Below are 16,460 nucleotides of genomic sequence, written 5' to 3' on the forward strand. Positions count from 1 at the left end.
CGGGGCCCGGACTCATGGAGTCCGGGCCCCGCCGCGTCCCCGAGAAGTGCTCAGTACGGGCGGCCGTAGTAGGTGCCCAGCTCGTCGCGGTATCCGCGGTCCTCGCCCAGGTGCTTGTCGCGGTGGAACTCCGGGGCGTCCTTGATCTGGTCCTTCGTCCGGTCGACATAGACCTTCTGGTCGTCCTGGTCGATCCGGGTCACCGTGCTCGCGGGAAGGAGGACCTCCTTGCCGAAGATCCACACACCCGTGTCCACGACCAGGTAGGCGTCACCGACCTCGTCGGAGTGCTTGTCGACCTTGCCGATGGAGCCGTCCGTCGCCTCCACCTTGTAGCCGATGAGATCCAGACCGGCCAGGTAGCCCGAAGTCGGGGTGTAGTTCCACAGGTTCTCCGTCATGCGAGAAACAACTCCTCAAGTCGATTTTGCGGTTATCCCGCTTACTTCCTTTTGCCTTCGACAGGTACGGGTGGGTTTCTTATCCGCACCACGGACCGTGCTGTTCTGTATTTGCCGCTGAATATCGCCTACCCCGTTCATCCCGGCTCATTCATCTGCGTATGCGGGCTTCAGATCCGGTCGTCCAGTGCAGACGGGGCGCCCGCTGACGTCGTGGGGTGGGTGACGGCGCTGATCAGCGAAATGACCACCACGACGATCGCGATCCACCTGAGAAATTTGAGCGCACATCCGGAACCGAAAGGAACAGGATCAAGAGGAGACCACGAAGGAGGAAGACCATCGCCATAAGCCTCCGCCGCCTTCGAGGTCTACATTTCCAGCGGCATGATGTCGGCGCAGGGTCAGGCCCGGCGCAGGGTCAGGCCCGGCGGTGGCGATGGCACCGATAAGGGAAGAGCCCCCGCCCGGTCACCCCGCCTCGGCCGCGACCGTCAGGTCAGGCGTTGCCGAACGCGATCAGAGCACCGCCCTGCGCCGGCGCGAAGACCCTCCCCTGCGCCGTCCCCAGCCCCGGCACGGTCCAACCCCGCCCATCGCTCTCCGCCACGATGTTCTCCATCGGATGCGGCTCCGCCGACAGCCGGTACGACCAGACCCTCTTCCCCGTCCGCTCCGCCAGGACCACCAGTTCGCCGGAGCCGTCGGCCACATACACGTGTCCCCCGGCGACCAGGCGCACCGTCGCCGCCTGGCGCGGGCTCGTATAGGTCCAGCGGGTGGCGTATCCGGCGGTGGTGTCGAGGGCCTTCACCACGCCGCGGTTGGCGACGTACACCCGCCCCGTGCCGAACGCGGGCGTGGCGTCGGCGGGCAGCCTCCGCACCACGGCGCCCGTCCTGCGGTCGTAGGCGACGACGTTCGCGTCGTCGGCGAAGCTGTTGCGCAGCCACAGAGCCCCGTCGCCCAACGCGGCGGGGTTCCCGCCCGGCCCGGACATGTCGGGCACGTCGTAGCGCCGCAACTCCTTCCCCGTCGTCCGGTCCAGCCGCTGGTAGGCAAGATTGTCGAAGCCGATCCAGACGCCGTCCTCGTCGACCAGGACGGGAGCGAACCCGTTCTCGACGAGGGGCGCCTCCCACAGGCGGGCGCCGGTGTCGGCCCGCAGCGCGAAGGCCCTGCCCCGGCCGTCCTGCGCGTAGACGACGTTGGCGTACCAGGTGGGCGGGTACTGGCAGAACCCGTTGCCGAGCTCCACGGTCCACTTCACCGTCCCGGTGGCCGGGTCCCATGCCCGTACCTGACCGTCCATGGTCTGTGTGTAGAGCAGCCCGCCTCCGTAGGTGACGGTGGCGTTGGGCCGACTGGTCAGGAACCGCTGCGGCCACAGGGACCTGCCCGTCGCGGCGTCGAGCCCGACGAGTTCCATGCGCGGACCGCCCTCGTCGCCCTGATCCGCGTTGACGACGGCGAAGACCTGGCCGCCCACCGCCACGGGGGCCGACACGACCGAACCCAGGTCGCGCTGCCACAGCTTCTTGAACGGCGGCTTCGCGGTGGCTCCGACGACCCGGCTGTCGCCCCGTGCGTTGGCCCGGTACCCGAAGGTGCCGCTCCGTACGGGCATCGCCGCAGGCCCTTCGCCCGACGACACGGATGACGCCGGCGGAGCGATCCCGAGCAGCAGCAAGGCACACGCCGTGGACGCCACCGCTCCCGCCCGCCACGGTCCTCGGAGCGCGATCCTGTTCACATGACCCCCCACGGTCTCGCCGAAGTTGACGATCCGTCCGATCCACCTCGGACAGCGTCGCCCGCATACCCCTGCCCCGTGTTCCCATGCACCTCCGGGATGGCATCTGCACGTCGCGCCGGCCGCGGGCCTCTCACCGTGCTCTCGGCAGCAGCAGCCGTACCGCGAGGCGCCGCACATTCCTGAAGATCAGGCGACTGCTCAAGGCACACGGCATCGTCATCCCACCCGCCGATACCCCGCCCGTCACCTCACGGTCTTCCACCCCCACGTCCTCCCTCGGAGCAGCGAGGTAGGCAGCAAGATCAAGACGACGTGTTATTGGTCTGCAAACCCTTCGGGATGATTGCGGGTCGGATGGTGGCTGACGGTCGGGCGGAGAGCAGGTCATGCACGACGTACGCCACCCGTTGGGACGGGGGTTCCGCCGCCCCAACGCGCCCGCAGAACCTGCGCCAGCCGCCCGGCCCCGACCTTGGCCGACACATCAGGACCGACGGCGAAGCCGGTCACACGTCGCCCAGGAACCCAGGCTCGGACGGCCCCATCTGCCGGGCGAAGTCAGCTGCGACTCCGAGGACCTCACGCATGGGCACAGGCCTCCGGCTCGTGGCCGCGAGATCGGCGTGAGCTTCCTCGGACCACAGGTACGGATACACGGAAAGACCCTCTCCGACAGCCAGGACGGCGGTCTCCTCACGCCAGCCGGGCCAACGCGTGCCGTCGTAGAACGTCTCCAGCCTGCCCGAGAACAGCCAGGAGACCCATCCGGAGTGGCCCATCTCCATCGCCTCCCACTCCAGGGTGTCGGGAGCGAAATACGTCATCTGGCCAGGTGCCCCCGGGCGGCCCGCGGCTGCGGGATCGCCACCGTTCAACGCGAAGACCCCTCCGACAACGTCATGCCCGACGACAAGACCTGTCGCGGGATACCAGCCAGGATCGAAGTCCGTGGGGAAGCGGTTGACCTGCGCCAGACTCGGGAGGCACCCATCCACGGGGGAACCCGAACCCCCGCCGAACACTCGCACCCACCCGTTGTCCACGAGCAATCCGCCGGTGTGCAACGCCAGCGCACCAAGCACCGATCGCCCGGTGACCTGCATCTGCAGAAGACACCGGCGGCCCTCGTTGATGTCCCCAGGCAGCACTTGAACCGGCACAGAGCTCGCCCTGAGCACCCCCTGCAGTTCCGGCCACGCCGGATCGTCCACGTTGACCAGCTCATCGATGCCTCGCATCCGCCGATGGTCGCACCTTGCGGTATCGCCCCGTCGTCCGGGCTGGACCGCGCTCACCCGGGGCCATCGAACGGGGTGCGCGCCAAGCGGGCAGGGGCAACGTCAGGGGAAGGCCTCCCCGGGTACGGCCGGGCGCCGCTGGGCGGCGCAGAGCAGCGTGTTCCGCGCAAGAGATCTTCTCCAGGTGTCTGCTCCGCTGTCACCATGTGTCGTATGACGCAGATGATCAAGGGTGCGAACGCGCCCGTCCCCGCCGCACCGCTACGTGTCGCCGTGGGTCGAGAGTCGGTGCCAGTTGGGCCGACCGTGTCAGCCGCGGCCCTTCTGCTCGACGCGGCCGGTGCAGTGCGCGGCGTTGCCGACATCGTCTTCCACGGCCGAACCATCCATCCTTCGGGCGCCGTTCGCCACGTCGGCACCGGAGAGGGTGCCGGACAGCTGGCCGAGTGGCTGGAGTTGGACCTGCTCCGCGTCGAACCCGGCGTCCAGCGGGTCCTGGTGGTCGGGTTCTGCGCGGACGGGACCTTCGGACAGGTCCGCGGTCTCTACGCCCAGTTGAGCACCTTCGACGGAACCATCGTCGCGCAGTACCCGATCACGGACGCCACCGCCGAAACCGCGTTCGTGCTCGGTGAGCTGTACCGGCGTGATGGGGCATGGCGGTTCCGCGCGGTGGGTCAGGGCTACGACGACGGGCTCGCGGGCCTGACGCAGGACGTAGGGGGCGCGGGAATGCTGGCGGCGGTGTCCCCACCCTCGCTGGTGATCCCCTCGGCGCCGCCGGCCGTGCCCTTGGTGTCCGGCCCGGTGTCGCTCGCCGGAGTGGGCAAGGCGGGCTCCGGCGTGGTGGCTCCCGGGGCGCCGTCGATACCGGGGCCCAGTGTGTCGGCGGCGGACCGGGTGCCGTCCGGGCCCGGCCCGGTGAGCGATCCCGCGACGTACCCCACCTCCCCCGTGTCGCCTGTCTCCGCGCCCGCCGGGTTCGCGCCCGCGTACACCGCCGGGACTCCCGCCGTCGGCTCATCCTTCGGGGCCGCGTCCTGGGCGGGCGACTTCTTCGCGTTCGAGCCATGCGTCTACCGCGGCAAGGGTAAGAAGACGATCACTGTGGACCTCCCGTTTCCGCCCAACGGGGAGCCGGTGATCCTGGAGGCCCGGACGGAGGAGTACAACTACATCTCCGTCAAGATTCCCGGCCGCGAGGACGATGTCTTCATGTCCGACCTACCCGATCACTATGGCCGAACCCTGATGGTGCCCAACCGCAAGGGCGGGCCGCTCACGCTGAAGGTGGCCAACTCCGGGGCGTGGCAGCTGACGGTCCTGCCCCTGTCGGCGGCCCTGCCGCTGGACTTCGGCACCACAGCGGGCAGCGGGCAGGAAGTCTTCGTCCGCACGGGCCCCGCAGCCGAGTTGAAGGTGCGGGCGGAGGACCCGCACAGGGGCTGGTTCCAGATGCACTACCACTGGGGTGACTCCCCCAGTGACCTGAGGCACCCTGCCAAGCGGCTCGTGTACGAGTGGAACGGTCGCCGGGTCCGGGAGAAGGTCGCCCTGCCCGGCGGGCCCATCCTGGTCACCATCGACAAGAGCAGGCATCAGTGGGAACTCACCCTCGATCCGGCTGACCCGAGCGCGCCGTCCCGGGGAGGGCGACGGGTATGGCGTCGCTGAGTCCGGTCCGGCAAAGGACCTCGGAGGGGTTCGCGGAGCCAGAGGGTGAATGCGGCAACGTTGGGCTCCGGCCCCCGGTGTCGCCGTGGCGTCGCGGCTCCCTCCGTACTGGCGGTCTGGTCGGACTTGTCCTGCCGCAGTCGTAGAGGTGCGGCTGGCCTTCGGCACTCCGGGCGGTCCCAGGCGTGATTCGAGTCCGTCGGCCGGGCCGGGCCCGCACCCTTGCAGGCCCGCGTCCGGGCGTGCACCGGTGGCGGAGAGAGCGGCCCGGGACGGCGCTCCGTCCTGGGGCCCGGTGTTCACGCCGTCGTCGCCCCGGACCGTGGTGACCGCAGCCTCAGGCAGCGCGACCCGGAGCGCGTACAGCGGATGGGCGTCCTCCACGAGAGACCGCAGGTCGCGGAGGAGCAGCCGTTCGTCCTCGGTCGGGGCCAGGCGACATCGGCCCGGCTTGCCGTTTGGGCCTTGGCGGAAGGGTGGTAGTGGCTGTCGGATCCGCCTGCCGCCGTCGTGCTCAGGAGGCGTGCCGGACCGGTTCCGCTCCGGTTTGGATCAGGAAGTCGGTGAGTACGTGGGCGAGTCGTTCCGGCTGGTCCTCGGGGATGAGGGTGGACGAGTCGGCGATCTCGATCAGCCGGCCCTGCGGGTACAGCTCGGCCAGCCGGGGGCCGTGCTCACGCGGCATCAACCGGTCTTCGGTCGCCCAGACGACCAGTACCGGACGGTCGAAGTCACGCAGTCGCTCGCTCCAGGCCAGCAGGGTCTCGCGCCCGGGTGCCCCGGTGGCGAATTTGGCGAAGTCCCTGCGAATGGCCCTGCTGCGGGTGGCGGGAGCGAACCAGTCGTCCATGATCTCGTCGGGGATCCCCCGCAGGCTCATCCCGCCGTATCCGCCCCGGCTGCGACGGAGGGCGGGCACGCGCATCAGCCGCGTCAGAAGCCAGACACCGCCGGGAACCCTGCAGACCTGCGCCATGGCCTTGGCCGGCCCCGGGGGAAAGTTGTCGAAGGCCTCGCAGGCCACCAGTACCAGGCGCGCGATGCGCTGGTCCCGCCCTTCCGACACAAGGAACTGTCCCCCGCCCCAGTCATTGAGTACGAGGGTCACCTGGTCCAGACCGAGCCTCTCGATGAACTCGCCCAGGAGACGTGCGACACCGCGCTGCGACAGGTCCGCATCGGGTTTCATCGGCTGACGGTGACCGCCCAGGGGCAGCGTGGGAAGGACGCAGCGGTATCCGTCCAGCAGGGGGACCACCTTGCGCCACTGGGTCTCGTTCATCGGCAGACCGTGGCCGAACACCAGCACGGGCCCCTCACCGCCGGTGTCCTGATAGTCGATCGGTCCGGACGACAACTCGATCCTCGGCATCCCTACCCCCAGTTGATAGATCGTTCTACTGTAATCTTGCCGGGGAAAGGGGTGGACGGCAATGGGACATACGGACACGCGAGCCAGGATTCGGCATGCCGCCTCGATGCTGTTCCGCCGACACGGCTACTCGGCCACCGGCCTGAAGCGGATCGCGGCGGAGGCGGACGCACCGTTCGGCTCGATCTACCACTTCTTCCCCGGCGGCAAGCAGCAGCTGGCCGAGGACATGATCCGGACATCCGGAACCGAGTACGGCCGGATGGTCCTGGCGCTGCTGGACAGCGTGCCAGACCCGGCGGAATCCCTCGTGCGTGCCTTCGAAGCGGCCGCGGACGACCTTGCGGCGGCCGAATACGCCGACGCGTGCCCGATCGGGACAGTGGCTCTGGAGGTCGCGAGCAGCAACGAGGTGCTGCGGGTCGCTACGGCGGAGGTTTTCGAGGAGTGGGTCGGCACGGCGACGCGGTGGTTCGGCCGTTGGGTGGCCGAACCGAAGGTGGCGCAGTCCCTCGCGTACTCGATGATCATGATGCTGGAGGGCGCCTTCATGCTCAGTCGAGCTGCCCGTGATCCGGAACCGCTGCGGGTGGCCGGCCGGTCGATGGCGGAGTTGCTGCGCACAGCCATAGCCCAGACCGGCGAGGGCTGATCTCGAAGCCGTGAGGGAGGTGGCCCGTACGTGAGCGGCGCACGGTTCACGGCCGGCCTGCGCCCGGCAGGACCGCCGGCAACGACCGTCGGTACGCCCTGAACTTCGGGAACGCAGAGCAGAAGCACCGGTACGTGCTGTTTCGGGCTGACCCGGCGTGCAGCTTCCCTCGGATGTCTCCCCGACCCGACCTGGACGGCCCCAGGTGAGCTGGCATCGGCTCACATCTCCCTCGCGGCACAGGTCCGGGCCGTTCGCAGCGGACGGCTTGGCAGTGCGTCTCCGCCGGGAGCGCGGGCCGGCGTAGTCGCGTACCTGCCAGGCGGTTCACCGTGACAGTGGAGGTGCGCACACGGCTGACCCCATGAGTGGGCGTGGGCAGTAGGCAGGCTGTCCTGCTCAACGGCGCGCGAGCGCGACAGTCTCGCGTCAGCCGGTTCCTTCGATGCGCGCGACGGTCACGCTCGCGGCGCTGCGGAGAGCCTCGTCCGATCCCGTACCGAAGCCATGCCGCCGTGGCGAGGCCAGCAGAGCGGCGAGTGCCGGCAGTGCGGGCGCGGCCGCTCCACCGATCTCGCCCAGTAGTTCCACCGCGCGCCGCACGGGGGCCTGCGGGCCGCGGAGTTCCTCGGGGGACACCGCTTCCAGCAGGGCGGGGAGGGCTTCGGCGGGGTCACCGGTCAGTCGCCACCAGGCCTCGGCCGCGTACGTCCGCGCCCACGGGCCGAGGGAGCCCGGTGTGGTCCGGGAGCGTAGAACGTTCCGTACGGCGTCCGCGTGGACGCGGGCTCTCGGCCCGAGCTCGGCGAGGAGGTGGAACGGGCCTCCCGCTCCCTGCCGTACGGCAGCGCCCAGCACAGTGACAGCCGGTTCCGGATCGCCCGTGACGCGCCAGTACGCCCAAGCCGCCGTCGGAGCGCCCGCCCACGGGATGCCCGGCTCGGGGGTACCACCGCCGTGGCGGGGCGGGCGGCGGGCGCCCAGCGCGAACGCCCGGAGGGTTGTGGCGGCGGCCCTGGCAGGGGGTCCGATCCGGCCGAGGGCGGCGGCCACCTCCCATGCCCAGGGGCCGGGCAGTCGCGGCAGCAACTCCGGGAGGACAGGGGCGGCTGCGGGTCCCCAACCGGCCAGGGCCCGGAACAGGGATGCCAGTTCCGGGTCGTCGGCGCGGGCCTCGCGCAGCCGCGTGACGACGCCGGGGAGCAGCTCATGAGCCCATGCGACGGGCACGGTGACCGGCACCGGCCAGGGCGAGAACCATCGCTCCGGGATCCACGGCAACACCCGCCGGTCACCGATACCCAGCAGGGCCATGACAGTCCCGCGGACGCCGACCGCATCGGGTGACGGCGCGTTCGTCAGCCAGTCCAGCAGACGGTCGGCGTGCGGGACGGCAGCGGAACCGGCGTCGTGAAGGATCCGGGCGGCGGCCTCAGCCGTCGCACCGCCTGCCCATAGGCCGTCGACAACGGTCTCCCAGAGGTGCGCGGGCGCGTCCCTGCGTTCGGCCAGCCAGACACCTGCCGCGAGCACGGTGCCCGTCGAGACCGGCGCGGGCGGTGGCGGGCTAAGGCTCTCGGTCAGCGCGGCGAGTTCGGCAGGGTGATCCGCAAGGCGCCGTGCCCACACCTGTGTCTCCTGGTGCCGGCTCGCGGCCCACGGTCGCCTGGGCCAGGGCTGCTCCTCCACCTCCGCGAGGGCGCGACCCACGACCCCGCCGAAGCCGACCGGCCACGGGAGGGATGCCGGTGACCCCGCGCGGTGCCTGAACACGCGCTCTGCCGCAGCGAGCCGGACCAGGGGAACGGGATGACGCAACTCCCTGTGGTCGGGGTCGTCGGAGAGGTCCAGGCGCGCGACCGCGGCCAGGGCTCGCAGCCGGGACGCCCGCGCGCTCGGGTGGATGTCGTCGGCGAGCCGGGAGCGGAGGGCATCGACCGTTCGGGCCGTCACGGCGGGATCGTCGCCGGGGCCGAGGGTCCCGAGGAGCCAGGCCGCCATGGTCCGCACGCCCGGACGCGCATCGACGACGAGACGCACGAGTCTCGGCAGGAGCGTGAGGAGGGCGGCGCGGGCGGCCGCCCGAGGCGGGGAGGCTTCGACGCCGGACGCGAGATCGGCGAGAAGCCCGACGACCTGCCCGCGGTCCGCCGTGTCGAGCATGTACCCGATCCGCGCTGCGGCCTGTTCGGCTGACTCGCTCCCAGTGGCGTACAGCACGCCGTCAACCAGGTCTCCGACCCGGACCTCTCCGACACCCATGTGGCTCTCCCTCCACCCGCAACCCCACCCCGCCAGCCACCCCGGCTGCCCGGCTGCCCGGCTGCCCGGCTGCCCGGCTGCCCGAGAAGATCATCACACCACGCGAGCCCTCACGAACCGGCGGGACTCCAGCTGGCCCGAGCAGGTTCTGAGCGCTTGTACGAGGTGGTCCGCCGAGGGTGGTACGGGCCAGGTTGACTAGGCCGTGTTCGGGAACTGGGTCCGGGTCATGCCATGTACCGAGATGATCTCGGTGTGGGGCGAGGGGATCTTTCAGATGACCAATGGGCTTTGCTGGGGCCGTTGTTGCCGGTCGCGGTGCTGGGCAGGCCGTCGCTCGGCCGACGGAGGTTGATCGACGGGATCCGCTGGCGGGTACGGACCGGGGCCCCGTGGCGGGGCCCGCCACCTGAGTACGGTCCGTGGCAGACGGTCTATGGGCTCTTCCGCCACTGGCAGCGCGATGGTGTCTGGTCGGCAGTTTCGACTGGGCTGCAGGCCCGTGCGGATGCGGCCGGCTTGATCACCTGGGACGTGAACGTCGACTCCACCAGCTGCCGGGCCCATCAGCACGCGGCCGGTGCCAGGCGGGACAGCCGAGCCGAGCAGGAGCCGCCTGACGGCAAGCGGTCAGAACCCGACGACCATGGTCTGGGCCGGTCTCGCGGGGGCTGGACGACGAAGATTCACCTGGCCTGCGAGCAAGGGCAGAGGCCGTTATCGCTGCTGATCACAGCAGGTCAGCGGGGAGACAGCCCGCAGTTCTGGGCGGTGCTGGAAGCGATCCGGGTTCCACGTATCGGGCCCGGCCGCGCGTTCGTCCGCTACGGGTGCGGGGCGACAAGGCGTATTCGTCGCGCGCGAACCGTGCATACCTACGTGGGCGCGGGATCCTCTGCACGATCCCGGAACCTGCCGACCAGGCCGGCCACCGCAAGCGCCGGGGAACGGCCGGCGGGCGGCCTCCGGCCTTCGACCGCGAGGACTACAAGGCCCGGCACGCGGTTGAGTGCGGCATCAACCGGCTGAAACGGAACCGGGCGGTGGCAACCCGGTTCGACAAACTTGCGGTCCGCTTCGAGGCGACGATCCTCATCGCAGCTATCGACGAATGGCTCTGACCTGGCGTGCGTTCTATCCCCTTTCACGGGTGCCCGCAGCGATCACTTCGCTCGTTGGGAGGCACTCAATCGACCTGGGTTCGATGGTGACGATGACAGGCTCACCTCGCTCGACCACTGATAGGCCGGGCGAGGTGAGCCTGATGGTGCGACGAACCAACGACTCTCCGGGCTGGTCTCGCGGGACAGCCCGGAGAGCAGTCAGCTCAGCCGGGTGATGGCGTACGCCTCGATGGCGTCGCGCTGGTAGACGGCCAGGCCCGGTGCGATCGCCTCGTACGCGGCGCGCCAGGCGCTGTTGTCCACGCAGGAGCGTCCGATGGTGCGGTACTCCTCGACGGATACGGGCCGCAGTTCGGTCAAGGCCTGGTACTGGGCGTCGATCTGGGCCTGCACGGGCGCGGCGTCGGCCGGGTGGCCGGCGGCCATCAGGTCGGCCAGCAGGATCATCTGTGTCGTGCGCTCGCGCTGTCCGGCCTCGATGTCCTGCGGGGTCATTGCGGCGACCGAGCGGGCGACTTCCTGGGCGTGCTCGGGGAAGTCGCGCAGGCTCTCCTGGTACTGGGAGGCCTGGACGCCCTCGAACAGGTTCTCCGGTCGGTTGATGGTCATGGGATTGCCGTCCTTCCTGGACTGTTCCAGTTCGGCGATCGTGCGGGAGACGGTGCCGGCCAGGGCGTCGAGCCGGTCACGCTCGGCGAGCAGCCACCGGTGGTGGCCGCGCAGGGCGTCCACCTCGTCGACCTGCTCGGCCAGGATCCGGCCGACCTCGACAAGCCCCACGCCCAGTGCCCGCAGTACGAGAATCTGCTGCAGCCGCAGCAGCTGGAGCTCCCCGTAGTAGCGGTGGCCGTTCGCCCCGATCCGGGCGGGCGGCAGCAGGCCGACCTCGTCGTAGTGCCGCAAGGTCCGGGCGGTCACACCCGACATCCGAGCGACCTCCGCAATAGGCCAGTCCATCGCCCTCTCCCTCACGATCGCGTCACAGGACCGGTTTCTCCGGCCCTGTAAAGGACGGTAGAAGCTGCCGCAGCGGCAACCGCAAGCCCGCACCCTCACGATCTGGATGACGGCCCGCGACTCTCCCCGACGGCCCCACCCAGCACACCAGCAACTTTCAACACATGGCCTAGCCTGACCGACGTGCAGAACAGGCTCACTCACGTGGACAACACCTTCATCAACTTTCGGAACTACGAGTACCAGGATTCGAGGTCACCCGCTTTCAGGTGGGTCGATGTCAAGCGTCTGCGGCTTCCGGCCGAGTCTCTCGGCGATACGCAGTTGCTTGCCGAGCTCATCGGACATGAGCAGTTCCGGGACGACTACGCCGGTGGTGGGGTACTGCCGGAGGGGATCCGGCACGGCCCGTATTGGGTGAGAGCGGTGACCCCAGACGCGTATCAACCCCTTGATCACCGGGAGAGTGACCGCATCCTGCGGACGTGGGCGAACCAGTTCGAGGACGTGCCCGTCGACCTTGCGACCGACCTGCAGCGGGAGGTCTTCGATCGTCTGGCTTCCGCCGAGCCCATCTACTACCTCAGTGAGCTCGGTGATGAGGCGATCCACGACTGGGGCGGTGTGCACAGCGAGTTCCACGAGTTCGTGCTCATCGACCGGGCGAGGGGGCTGATCACACTCCTCGTCGCGGCGGACGACTGAATCGACGGCCGTCGATCGTGTGGCACTAGGCTCGTGGCATGACGGATGTGCCCGCTGTGGTCTCGGAGTACGACAAGGGTCTGGCTCGTAAGCGGATGGCGGCCGGGGTGCTGTTCTTCGATGACGCGGGCAGGGTGCTCCTGGTCGATCCCGTCTACAAGGAGCCGTGGGAGATCCCTGGCGGGGCTGTCGAGGCCGAGGAGTCTCCCCGGGCCGGTGCCCGCCGTGAGGTCCTGGAGGAGCTCGGGCTCGACCTGGCGCCCGGACGCTTGCTGGGGCTTGACTGGACGCCTTCCCGGACGGGGCGCAGCGAGGGCCTGGCTGCGGTCTTCGACGGTGGTCGGCTGGTCCCGGAGCAGGTCTCCGCGATCCGGCTCCAGGAGGAGGAGCTGCGCGGCTACGCGTTCGTGGAGGTCGACGTGGTCGCTGAACTCCTCAAGCCCGTTCTGGCGCGCCGCGTGCAGGCGTGCGCGCGTGCGCGGCGACATGGTCGGACCGTGTATCTGGAGAACGGCTACGAGGTGGGCTGACCGCGTGGCGCCGATGGCTCCGGGTGCAACCATGGTCACGGCCGGAGGGCGCTCGGTAGATTCCCGCCATGAGTGACGACGAGGACTACCTGGACAAGAGCCCGGCTGCCGGACGCATGGGGAAGGCTGCGGAGTACTTGGTCGCGGCCTCGTGCATCCTGGCCACGGGCGGTGAGTTGAACGTGTCCACCTCGCTGGTGGACGACGAGGGGGTGGATCTCGTCTTTCACCGGCGCGGGAGTTCCGCGACCCTGGCGGTGCAGGTGAAGGCGCGGATGTCGACCGGAACGCAAGTTCAGCAGGGCCGGCTGATGGCCTTCGTACGCTCGCAGACGTTCCAGCCGCGGACCGACCTGGACATGCTGTTCGTCGCCGTGGACGTCGAACTGGGGGCGATCATGACTGCCTGGCTGGTACCGAGTGGCACTTTCGGTGACATGGTGACCGAGCCCAACAGCAAGGGGCGCTTCCGGTTCTCGGCGTCGATGAAGCCGGATTCCAAGGATCGCTGGAGCCCGTTCCGGCTGACGGCTGCGGAGCTCTCCCAGCGCGTCCTTGCCCGGTTGGTCGAGTTGGAGAAGGTGGAAGTCGAGTCGGCAGGGGCCTGACGGTTGGTGCTGTGACAGCGGGTACGAAGCGCGATTCCGCCTCCAAGGGCGGGCGGAGCCGGCCGGAGTACTCAGTACCGGTCGCCCAGGTGCTGGGCGAGGAAACGGTCGGCCGCGCGGTACATGTCGATGTTGTTCTCCGGGTTCACGAAGCCGTGGCCCTCGTTCTCCTTGACCATGTACTCGACCTCGACTCCCCGGGCGCGCAGCGCGTCGACGATCTGGTCGGACTCCGCCCGCACCACGCGGGGGTCGTTGCCTCCTTGTACGACCATCAGCGGTGTGCGGATGGCGTCGACGCGGCTGAGCGGCGAGCGGGCCCACAGGTCCGCCTCCTGCTGCGGGTCGTCGGGGTTCCCCGCGTACAGGTACCAGTTGTTGACCATGTACGGCTTGACGAACTCCGGTGCGGTGTGCAGGTACGTGACCAGGTTGGAGGGGCCGCAGAAGTCGATGGCGGCGGCGAAGACGTCGGGGGTGAAGGAGACTCCGACGAGCGCCGCGTAGCCTCCGTACGAGCCGCCGAAGATCGCGACCCGGTCGCGGTCCGCGTACCCCTCGGTCACGGCCCAGGCGACGGCGTCGATGAGGTCGTCGTGCATCGCGCCGCTCAGTTCGCCGATGCCCGCCTTGAGGAACGCCTTGCCGTAGCCGGTCGATCCCCGGAAGTTGACCTGCAGCACGGCGTATCCGCGGTTGGCGAGAAACTGGGCCGTGGGGTCGAAGCCCCAGCTGTCCCGGTGCCAGGGCCCGCCGTGGACGAGGAGTACCAGCGGCAGCCGTACGGGCTCCACGGCGCGGGGCAGGGTCAGGTAGCCCGGCAGTTCCAGGCCGTCGCGGGCGGGGACCGTGACCGGTGTCATCGGGGCGAGGACTTCGGGGTCCAGGTGCGGGAAGGGCCGGAAGAGCAGACGCCCGCTCCGCGTGGTGTGGTCGTAGAGGTAGGTCACCCCGGGGTCGCGGTCGTGGCTGAAGCTGACGACCCATCGTCGTCCGCTCGTGTCGGACGACAGGGCGAGCAGGTCGCCGTCGGACAGTTTCTCCAGGTTCTCCAGGACCTCCGCGAACTGCGGGTCCAGGGGCCGGATCTCCTGTCGCTCGCCGAGGTAGCGCACCCCGATGAGCTCTCCGGTCCGGCGGTCGAGGATGAGCGGCGAGGGCAGCGTGGGGAACACCGCGGAGCGGGGGTCGAGGTCCAGTCGCGGGTGGCTGTCGACCTCCGTCTCCAGGCCGGTGGCCAGGTCGAGTCGGACGACACGGGTGCGTTCACTGTCCCGGCTGGAGCCGATCCAGGCGCCGGTGCCGTCCGGTGTGAGCTGGAAGGGCTGGATGTCGAGCGGGTAGTCGGAGCCGTCGAAGGTGATGAGGGGGCGCAGGGTCCCCGTGTCGGGGTCCCAGCGCGAGAGTTCGATGTCTCCGCCGGGCGTCAGTCCGTGCGCGTACAGCGTGCCGTCGGGGGTGTGCAGCAGTCCGCCCACGTGGCCGGGGTTCTGGGCCAGCATCGTGAGACGGCCGGTGGCGATGTGGAGCTCGTACAGGTCGAACTCGACGGGGCTGCGGTGGTTGAGGTGCAGGATGGCGTTGCCCGGGCGTGCGGTGGTCATCTCGAAGCCCACCGCCCTGGCTCCGGGGAAGGGGGTGAGGTCGACCGCCTCGGCGTCCGGGGTGTCGAGGTCGACCCGGAAGATGTGCCAGTTCTCGTCGCCGTCGCCGTCCTGTTCGTAGAGCAGCCAGCGAGGATCGTCGGTCCAGTGGTAGCGGAGCACGCTGCGGTTGGCGTCGGCGGTGACGCAGCGGGGCTCCTCGTCCGTGTCGACGGTCTCCACCCAGACGTTGAGGCGGTCCCGCCAGGGTGCGAGGTAGGCGATGCGGGTGCCGTCGGGCGAGATCGAGGCGGCGGCGCGGACGGGTGAGCCGAAGAAGTCCTCGACGGTGAGGCGGGGGACCTCGTACGGAACGGCGGTGGCGGGCTTCTGCGGCATGGGGGCTCCTCGTCTGGTGGGGGCGGGTGGGGCGCGTCGGATTCTGTGTGGGTCAGTCGGCGCCGGGGGCGGTGGTCTCGGGGTCTTCCCGTTCGACGGGGTCGCCGACGGCTCCGCCGGTCGCGGTGCGGATGGCGTGTGCGTACCTCCGTGAGAGGGCCGCGACGTCCTCGATCGCGGTGAGATCGCTCCCGGCGAGGACGGCGGCGCCGATCTCCTCGTCGAGCACGCGCACCACCGCGGCGGCCGACGCCGCGTACAGCCGTGCTTCCAGGTCGTCGGAGGGGCGCTGAAGCCGGTCGCAGACGACGGCGCGCAGCTCGCGCTCCGTCTCGTCGCAGGCCATGAGCCACGCCGTGCGGAGGGCGGGCTCGGTGTCGGCGAGCCGGATCATCTTCATCGCGAGGAACTCGTCGGCGAGATCCACGGGCGCGCCTTCGCGGCCGAGCCGCGTGAGCTCCGCGACGAGGTGGTCCTCCAGCGAGACCTGGTGGGGCCAGCTGCGCAGCACGCTCAGGAGCGTGACGACGCCCTGCATCACGATCGGTTCGGCGCAACTCTCCTTGCTGCGGAAGTGGCGCCAGATGGTACGGGTGGACAGGCCCACCGCCTGGGCGATCTGGTCGCCGCTCGTGGCGGCGACGCCCTGTTCCCAGAACAGCCTGGCGGCCTCCCGCGAGATCTCCAGCCGCAGTCGCGCCCGCCGCTGGTCACTCATCCCTCCCCCACCGCCGCGGTGTGTCGTCGACACTTTTTCCCTCTCCTTCAGCTGTCCCTGAGCGCCATTATGTCATTAAGTGACACAGGCGGCGGCGAATCGACTCCGCGACGCCGCCTGCCGTCATGGACGCCCGCCAGGGCACGTCGAACCGTCCAGGGAACCCACGGGTGACGTTTTGGGCGTTATGTGACGGGAAAGCCCCCTGTCAGGAGGGCGGGCCCTCGCACCGGGGGGCCACTGGCGACAGAGCTCCTCCCCCGCAGAGACGAACACGCTGGAGCAGCAGAGATGAGCATCGTGAAGGCCGCAGTCAAGCGCGTACGGGGAATGATGAAGGAGGCGGACGGAAAGGCCCTGCAGAACCCGGCCTCCGAGGCAGCCGGCAAGCGCATGCAGCAGGAGGCCCGGGGCGAGGTAGCCCAGCACCGGAGCCACCGAGCCGGACACCCCCCTTCCGGCAAGTGAGGACGCCCGAGTC

14 protein-coding genes and 1 pseudogene are annotated in these 16,460 nt (G+C 69.8%); 7 read left to right on the forward strand and 8 right to left on the reverse strand.

The window, feature by feature from the left end; genetic code table 11:
• Positions 1-50: 50 nt before the first annotated feature.
• The 3 genes from ABT129_RS14115 to ABT129_RS14130 form a co-directional block, all read right to left on the reverse strand.
• On the reverse strand, positions 51-401 hold the full coding sequence (locus ABT129_RS14115) for a PRC-barrel domain-containing protein (protein WP_351900551.1): 351 nt from the start codon (positions 399-401) through the stop codon (positions 51-53).
• Positions 402-900: 499 nt separating this feature from the next.
• Positions 901-2,028, reverse strand: a complete 1,128-nt coding sequence (locus ABT129_RS14125; RefSeq protein WP_351900552.1) for an outer membrane protein assembly factor BamB family protein — start codon at positions 2,026-2,028, stop codon at positions 901-903.
• Between the two features lie 635 nt (positions 2,029-2,663).
• Complete coding sequence (locus tag ABT129_RS14130; protein ID WP_351900554.1) at positions 2,664-3,395, reverse strand: DUF2625 family protein; 732 nt, start codon at positions 3,393-3,395, stop codon at positions 2,664-2,666.
• 213 nt (positions 3,396-3,608) lie between these two features.
• Here ABT129_RS14130 and ABT129_RS14135 point away from each other — a divergent pair, with 213 nt between their 5' ends.
• Positions 3,609-5,069, forward strand: a complete 1,461-nt coding sequence (locus tag ABT129_RS14135; RefSeq protein WP_351900555.1) for a TerD family protein — start codon at positions 3,609-3,611, stop codon at positions 5,067-5,069.
• 514 nt (positions 5,070-5,583) lie between these two features.
• On the opposite strand, the gene ABT129_RS14140 is transcribed toward ABT129_RS14135, so the two are convergent.
• A complete protein-coding gene (locus tag ABT129_RS14140) occupies positions 5,584-6,441 on the reverse strand; it encodes an alpha/beta fold hydrolase (protein WP_351900557.1) in 858 nt (285 codons plus the stop codon).
• A 61-nt stretch (positions 6,442-6,502) separates the two neighbouring features.
• Between ABT129_RS14140 and ABT129_RS14145 the strand changes: the two genes are divergently transcribed.
• Entirely contained in the window at positions 6,503-7,093 is a 591-nt protein-coding gene (locus tag ABT129_RS14145) for a TetR/AcrR family transcriptional regulator (protein ID WP_351900558.1), read from the forward strand.
• A gap of 429 nt (positions 7,094-7,522) precedes the next feature.
• On the opposite strand, the gene ABT129_RS14150 is transcribed toward ABT129_RS14145, so the two are convergent.
• On the reverse strand, positions 7,523-9,355 hold the full coding sequence (locus ABT129_RS14150) for a hypothetical protein (RefSeq protein ID WP_351900559.1): 1,833 nt from the start codon (positions 9,353-9,355) through the stop codon (positions 7,523-7,525).
• A gap of 255 nt (positions 9,356-9,610) precedes the next feature.
• Between ABT129_RS14150 and ABT129_RS14155 the strand changes: the two are divergent.
• A pseudogene (locus ABT129_RS14155) lies at positions 9,611-10,476 on the forward strand (IS5 family transposase).
• A 201-nt stretch (positions 10,477-10,677) separates the two neighbouring features.
• Here the strand turns inward: ABT129_RS14155 and ABT129_RS14160 are convergent.
• Entirely contained in the window at positions 10,678-11,436 is a 759-nt protein-coding gene (locus tag ABT129_RS14160; RefSeq protein WP_351900561.1) for a MerR family transcriptional regulator, read from the reverse strand.
• A gap of 183 nt (positions 11,437-11,619) precedes the next feature.
• Here ABT129_RS14160 and ABT129_RS14165 point away from each other — a divergent pair, with 183 nt between their 5' ends.
• From ABT129_RS14165 to ABT129_RS14175, 3 genes are all read left to right on the forward strand, one after another.
• Positions 11,620-12,141: a hypothetical protein gene (locus ABT129_RS14165; protein ID WP_351900562.1), complete on the forward strand. Its 522-nt coding sequence runs from the start codon at positions 11,620-11,622 to the stop codon at positions 12,139-12,141.
• Positions 12,142-12,179: 38 nt separating this feature from the next.
• Positions 12,180-12,671: an NUDIX domain-containing protein gene (locus ABT129_RS14170; RefSeq protein ID WP_351900563.1), complete on the forward strand. Its 492-nt coding sequence runs from the start codon at positions 12,180-12,182 to the stop codon at positions 12,669-12,671.
• A gap of 68 nt (positions 12,672-12,739) precedes the next feature.
• The gene (locus ABT129_RS14175) at positions 12,740-13,279 is read left to right on the forward strand and encodes a hypothetical protein (RefSeq protein WP_351900565.1); all 540 of its coding nucleotides are present in this window, start codon (positions 12,740-12,742) and stop codon (positions 13,277-13,279) included.
• A gap of 71 nt (positions 13,280-13,350) precedes the next feature.
• Here the strand turns inward: ABT129_RS14175 and ABT129_RS14180 are convergent, their stop codons facing one another.
• Both ABT129_RS14180 and ABT129_RS14185 read right to left on the reverse strand, forming a co-directional pair.
• On the reverse strand, positions 13,351-15,261 hold the full coding sequence (locus tag ABT129_RS14180; RefSeq protein WP_351900566.1) for an alpha/beta fold hydrolase: 1,911 nt from the start codon (positions 15,259-15,261) through the stop codon (positions 13,351-13,353).
• 52 nt (positions 15,262-15,313) lie between these two features.
• Complete coding sequence (locus ABT129_RS14185) at positions 15,314-15,979, reverse strand: TetR/AcrR family transcriptional regulator (RefSeq protein ID WP_351900567.1); 666 nt, start codon at positions 15,977-15,979, stop codon at positions 15,314-15,316.
• A gap of 291 nt (positions 15,980-16,270) precedes the next feature.
• Here ABT129_RS14185 and ABT129_RS14190 point away from each other — a divergent pair, with 291 nt between their 5' ends.
• Positions 16,271-16,447 (forward strand): hypothetical protein, encoded by a 177-nt coding sequence (locus ABT129_RS14190; RefSeq protein WP_351900569.1) that lies wholly within the window; start codon positions 16,271-16,273, stop codon positions 16,445-16,447.
• The last annotated feature ends 13 nt before the right edge of the window (positions 16,448-16,460 follow it).

Source organism: Streptomyces sp. NPDC002057, from assembly GCF_040296665.1.
Lineage (GTDB): Bacteria > Actinomycetota > Actinomycetes > Streptomycetales > Streptomycetaceae > Streptomyces.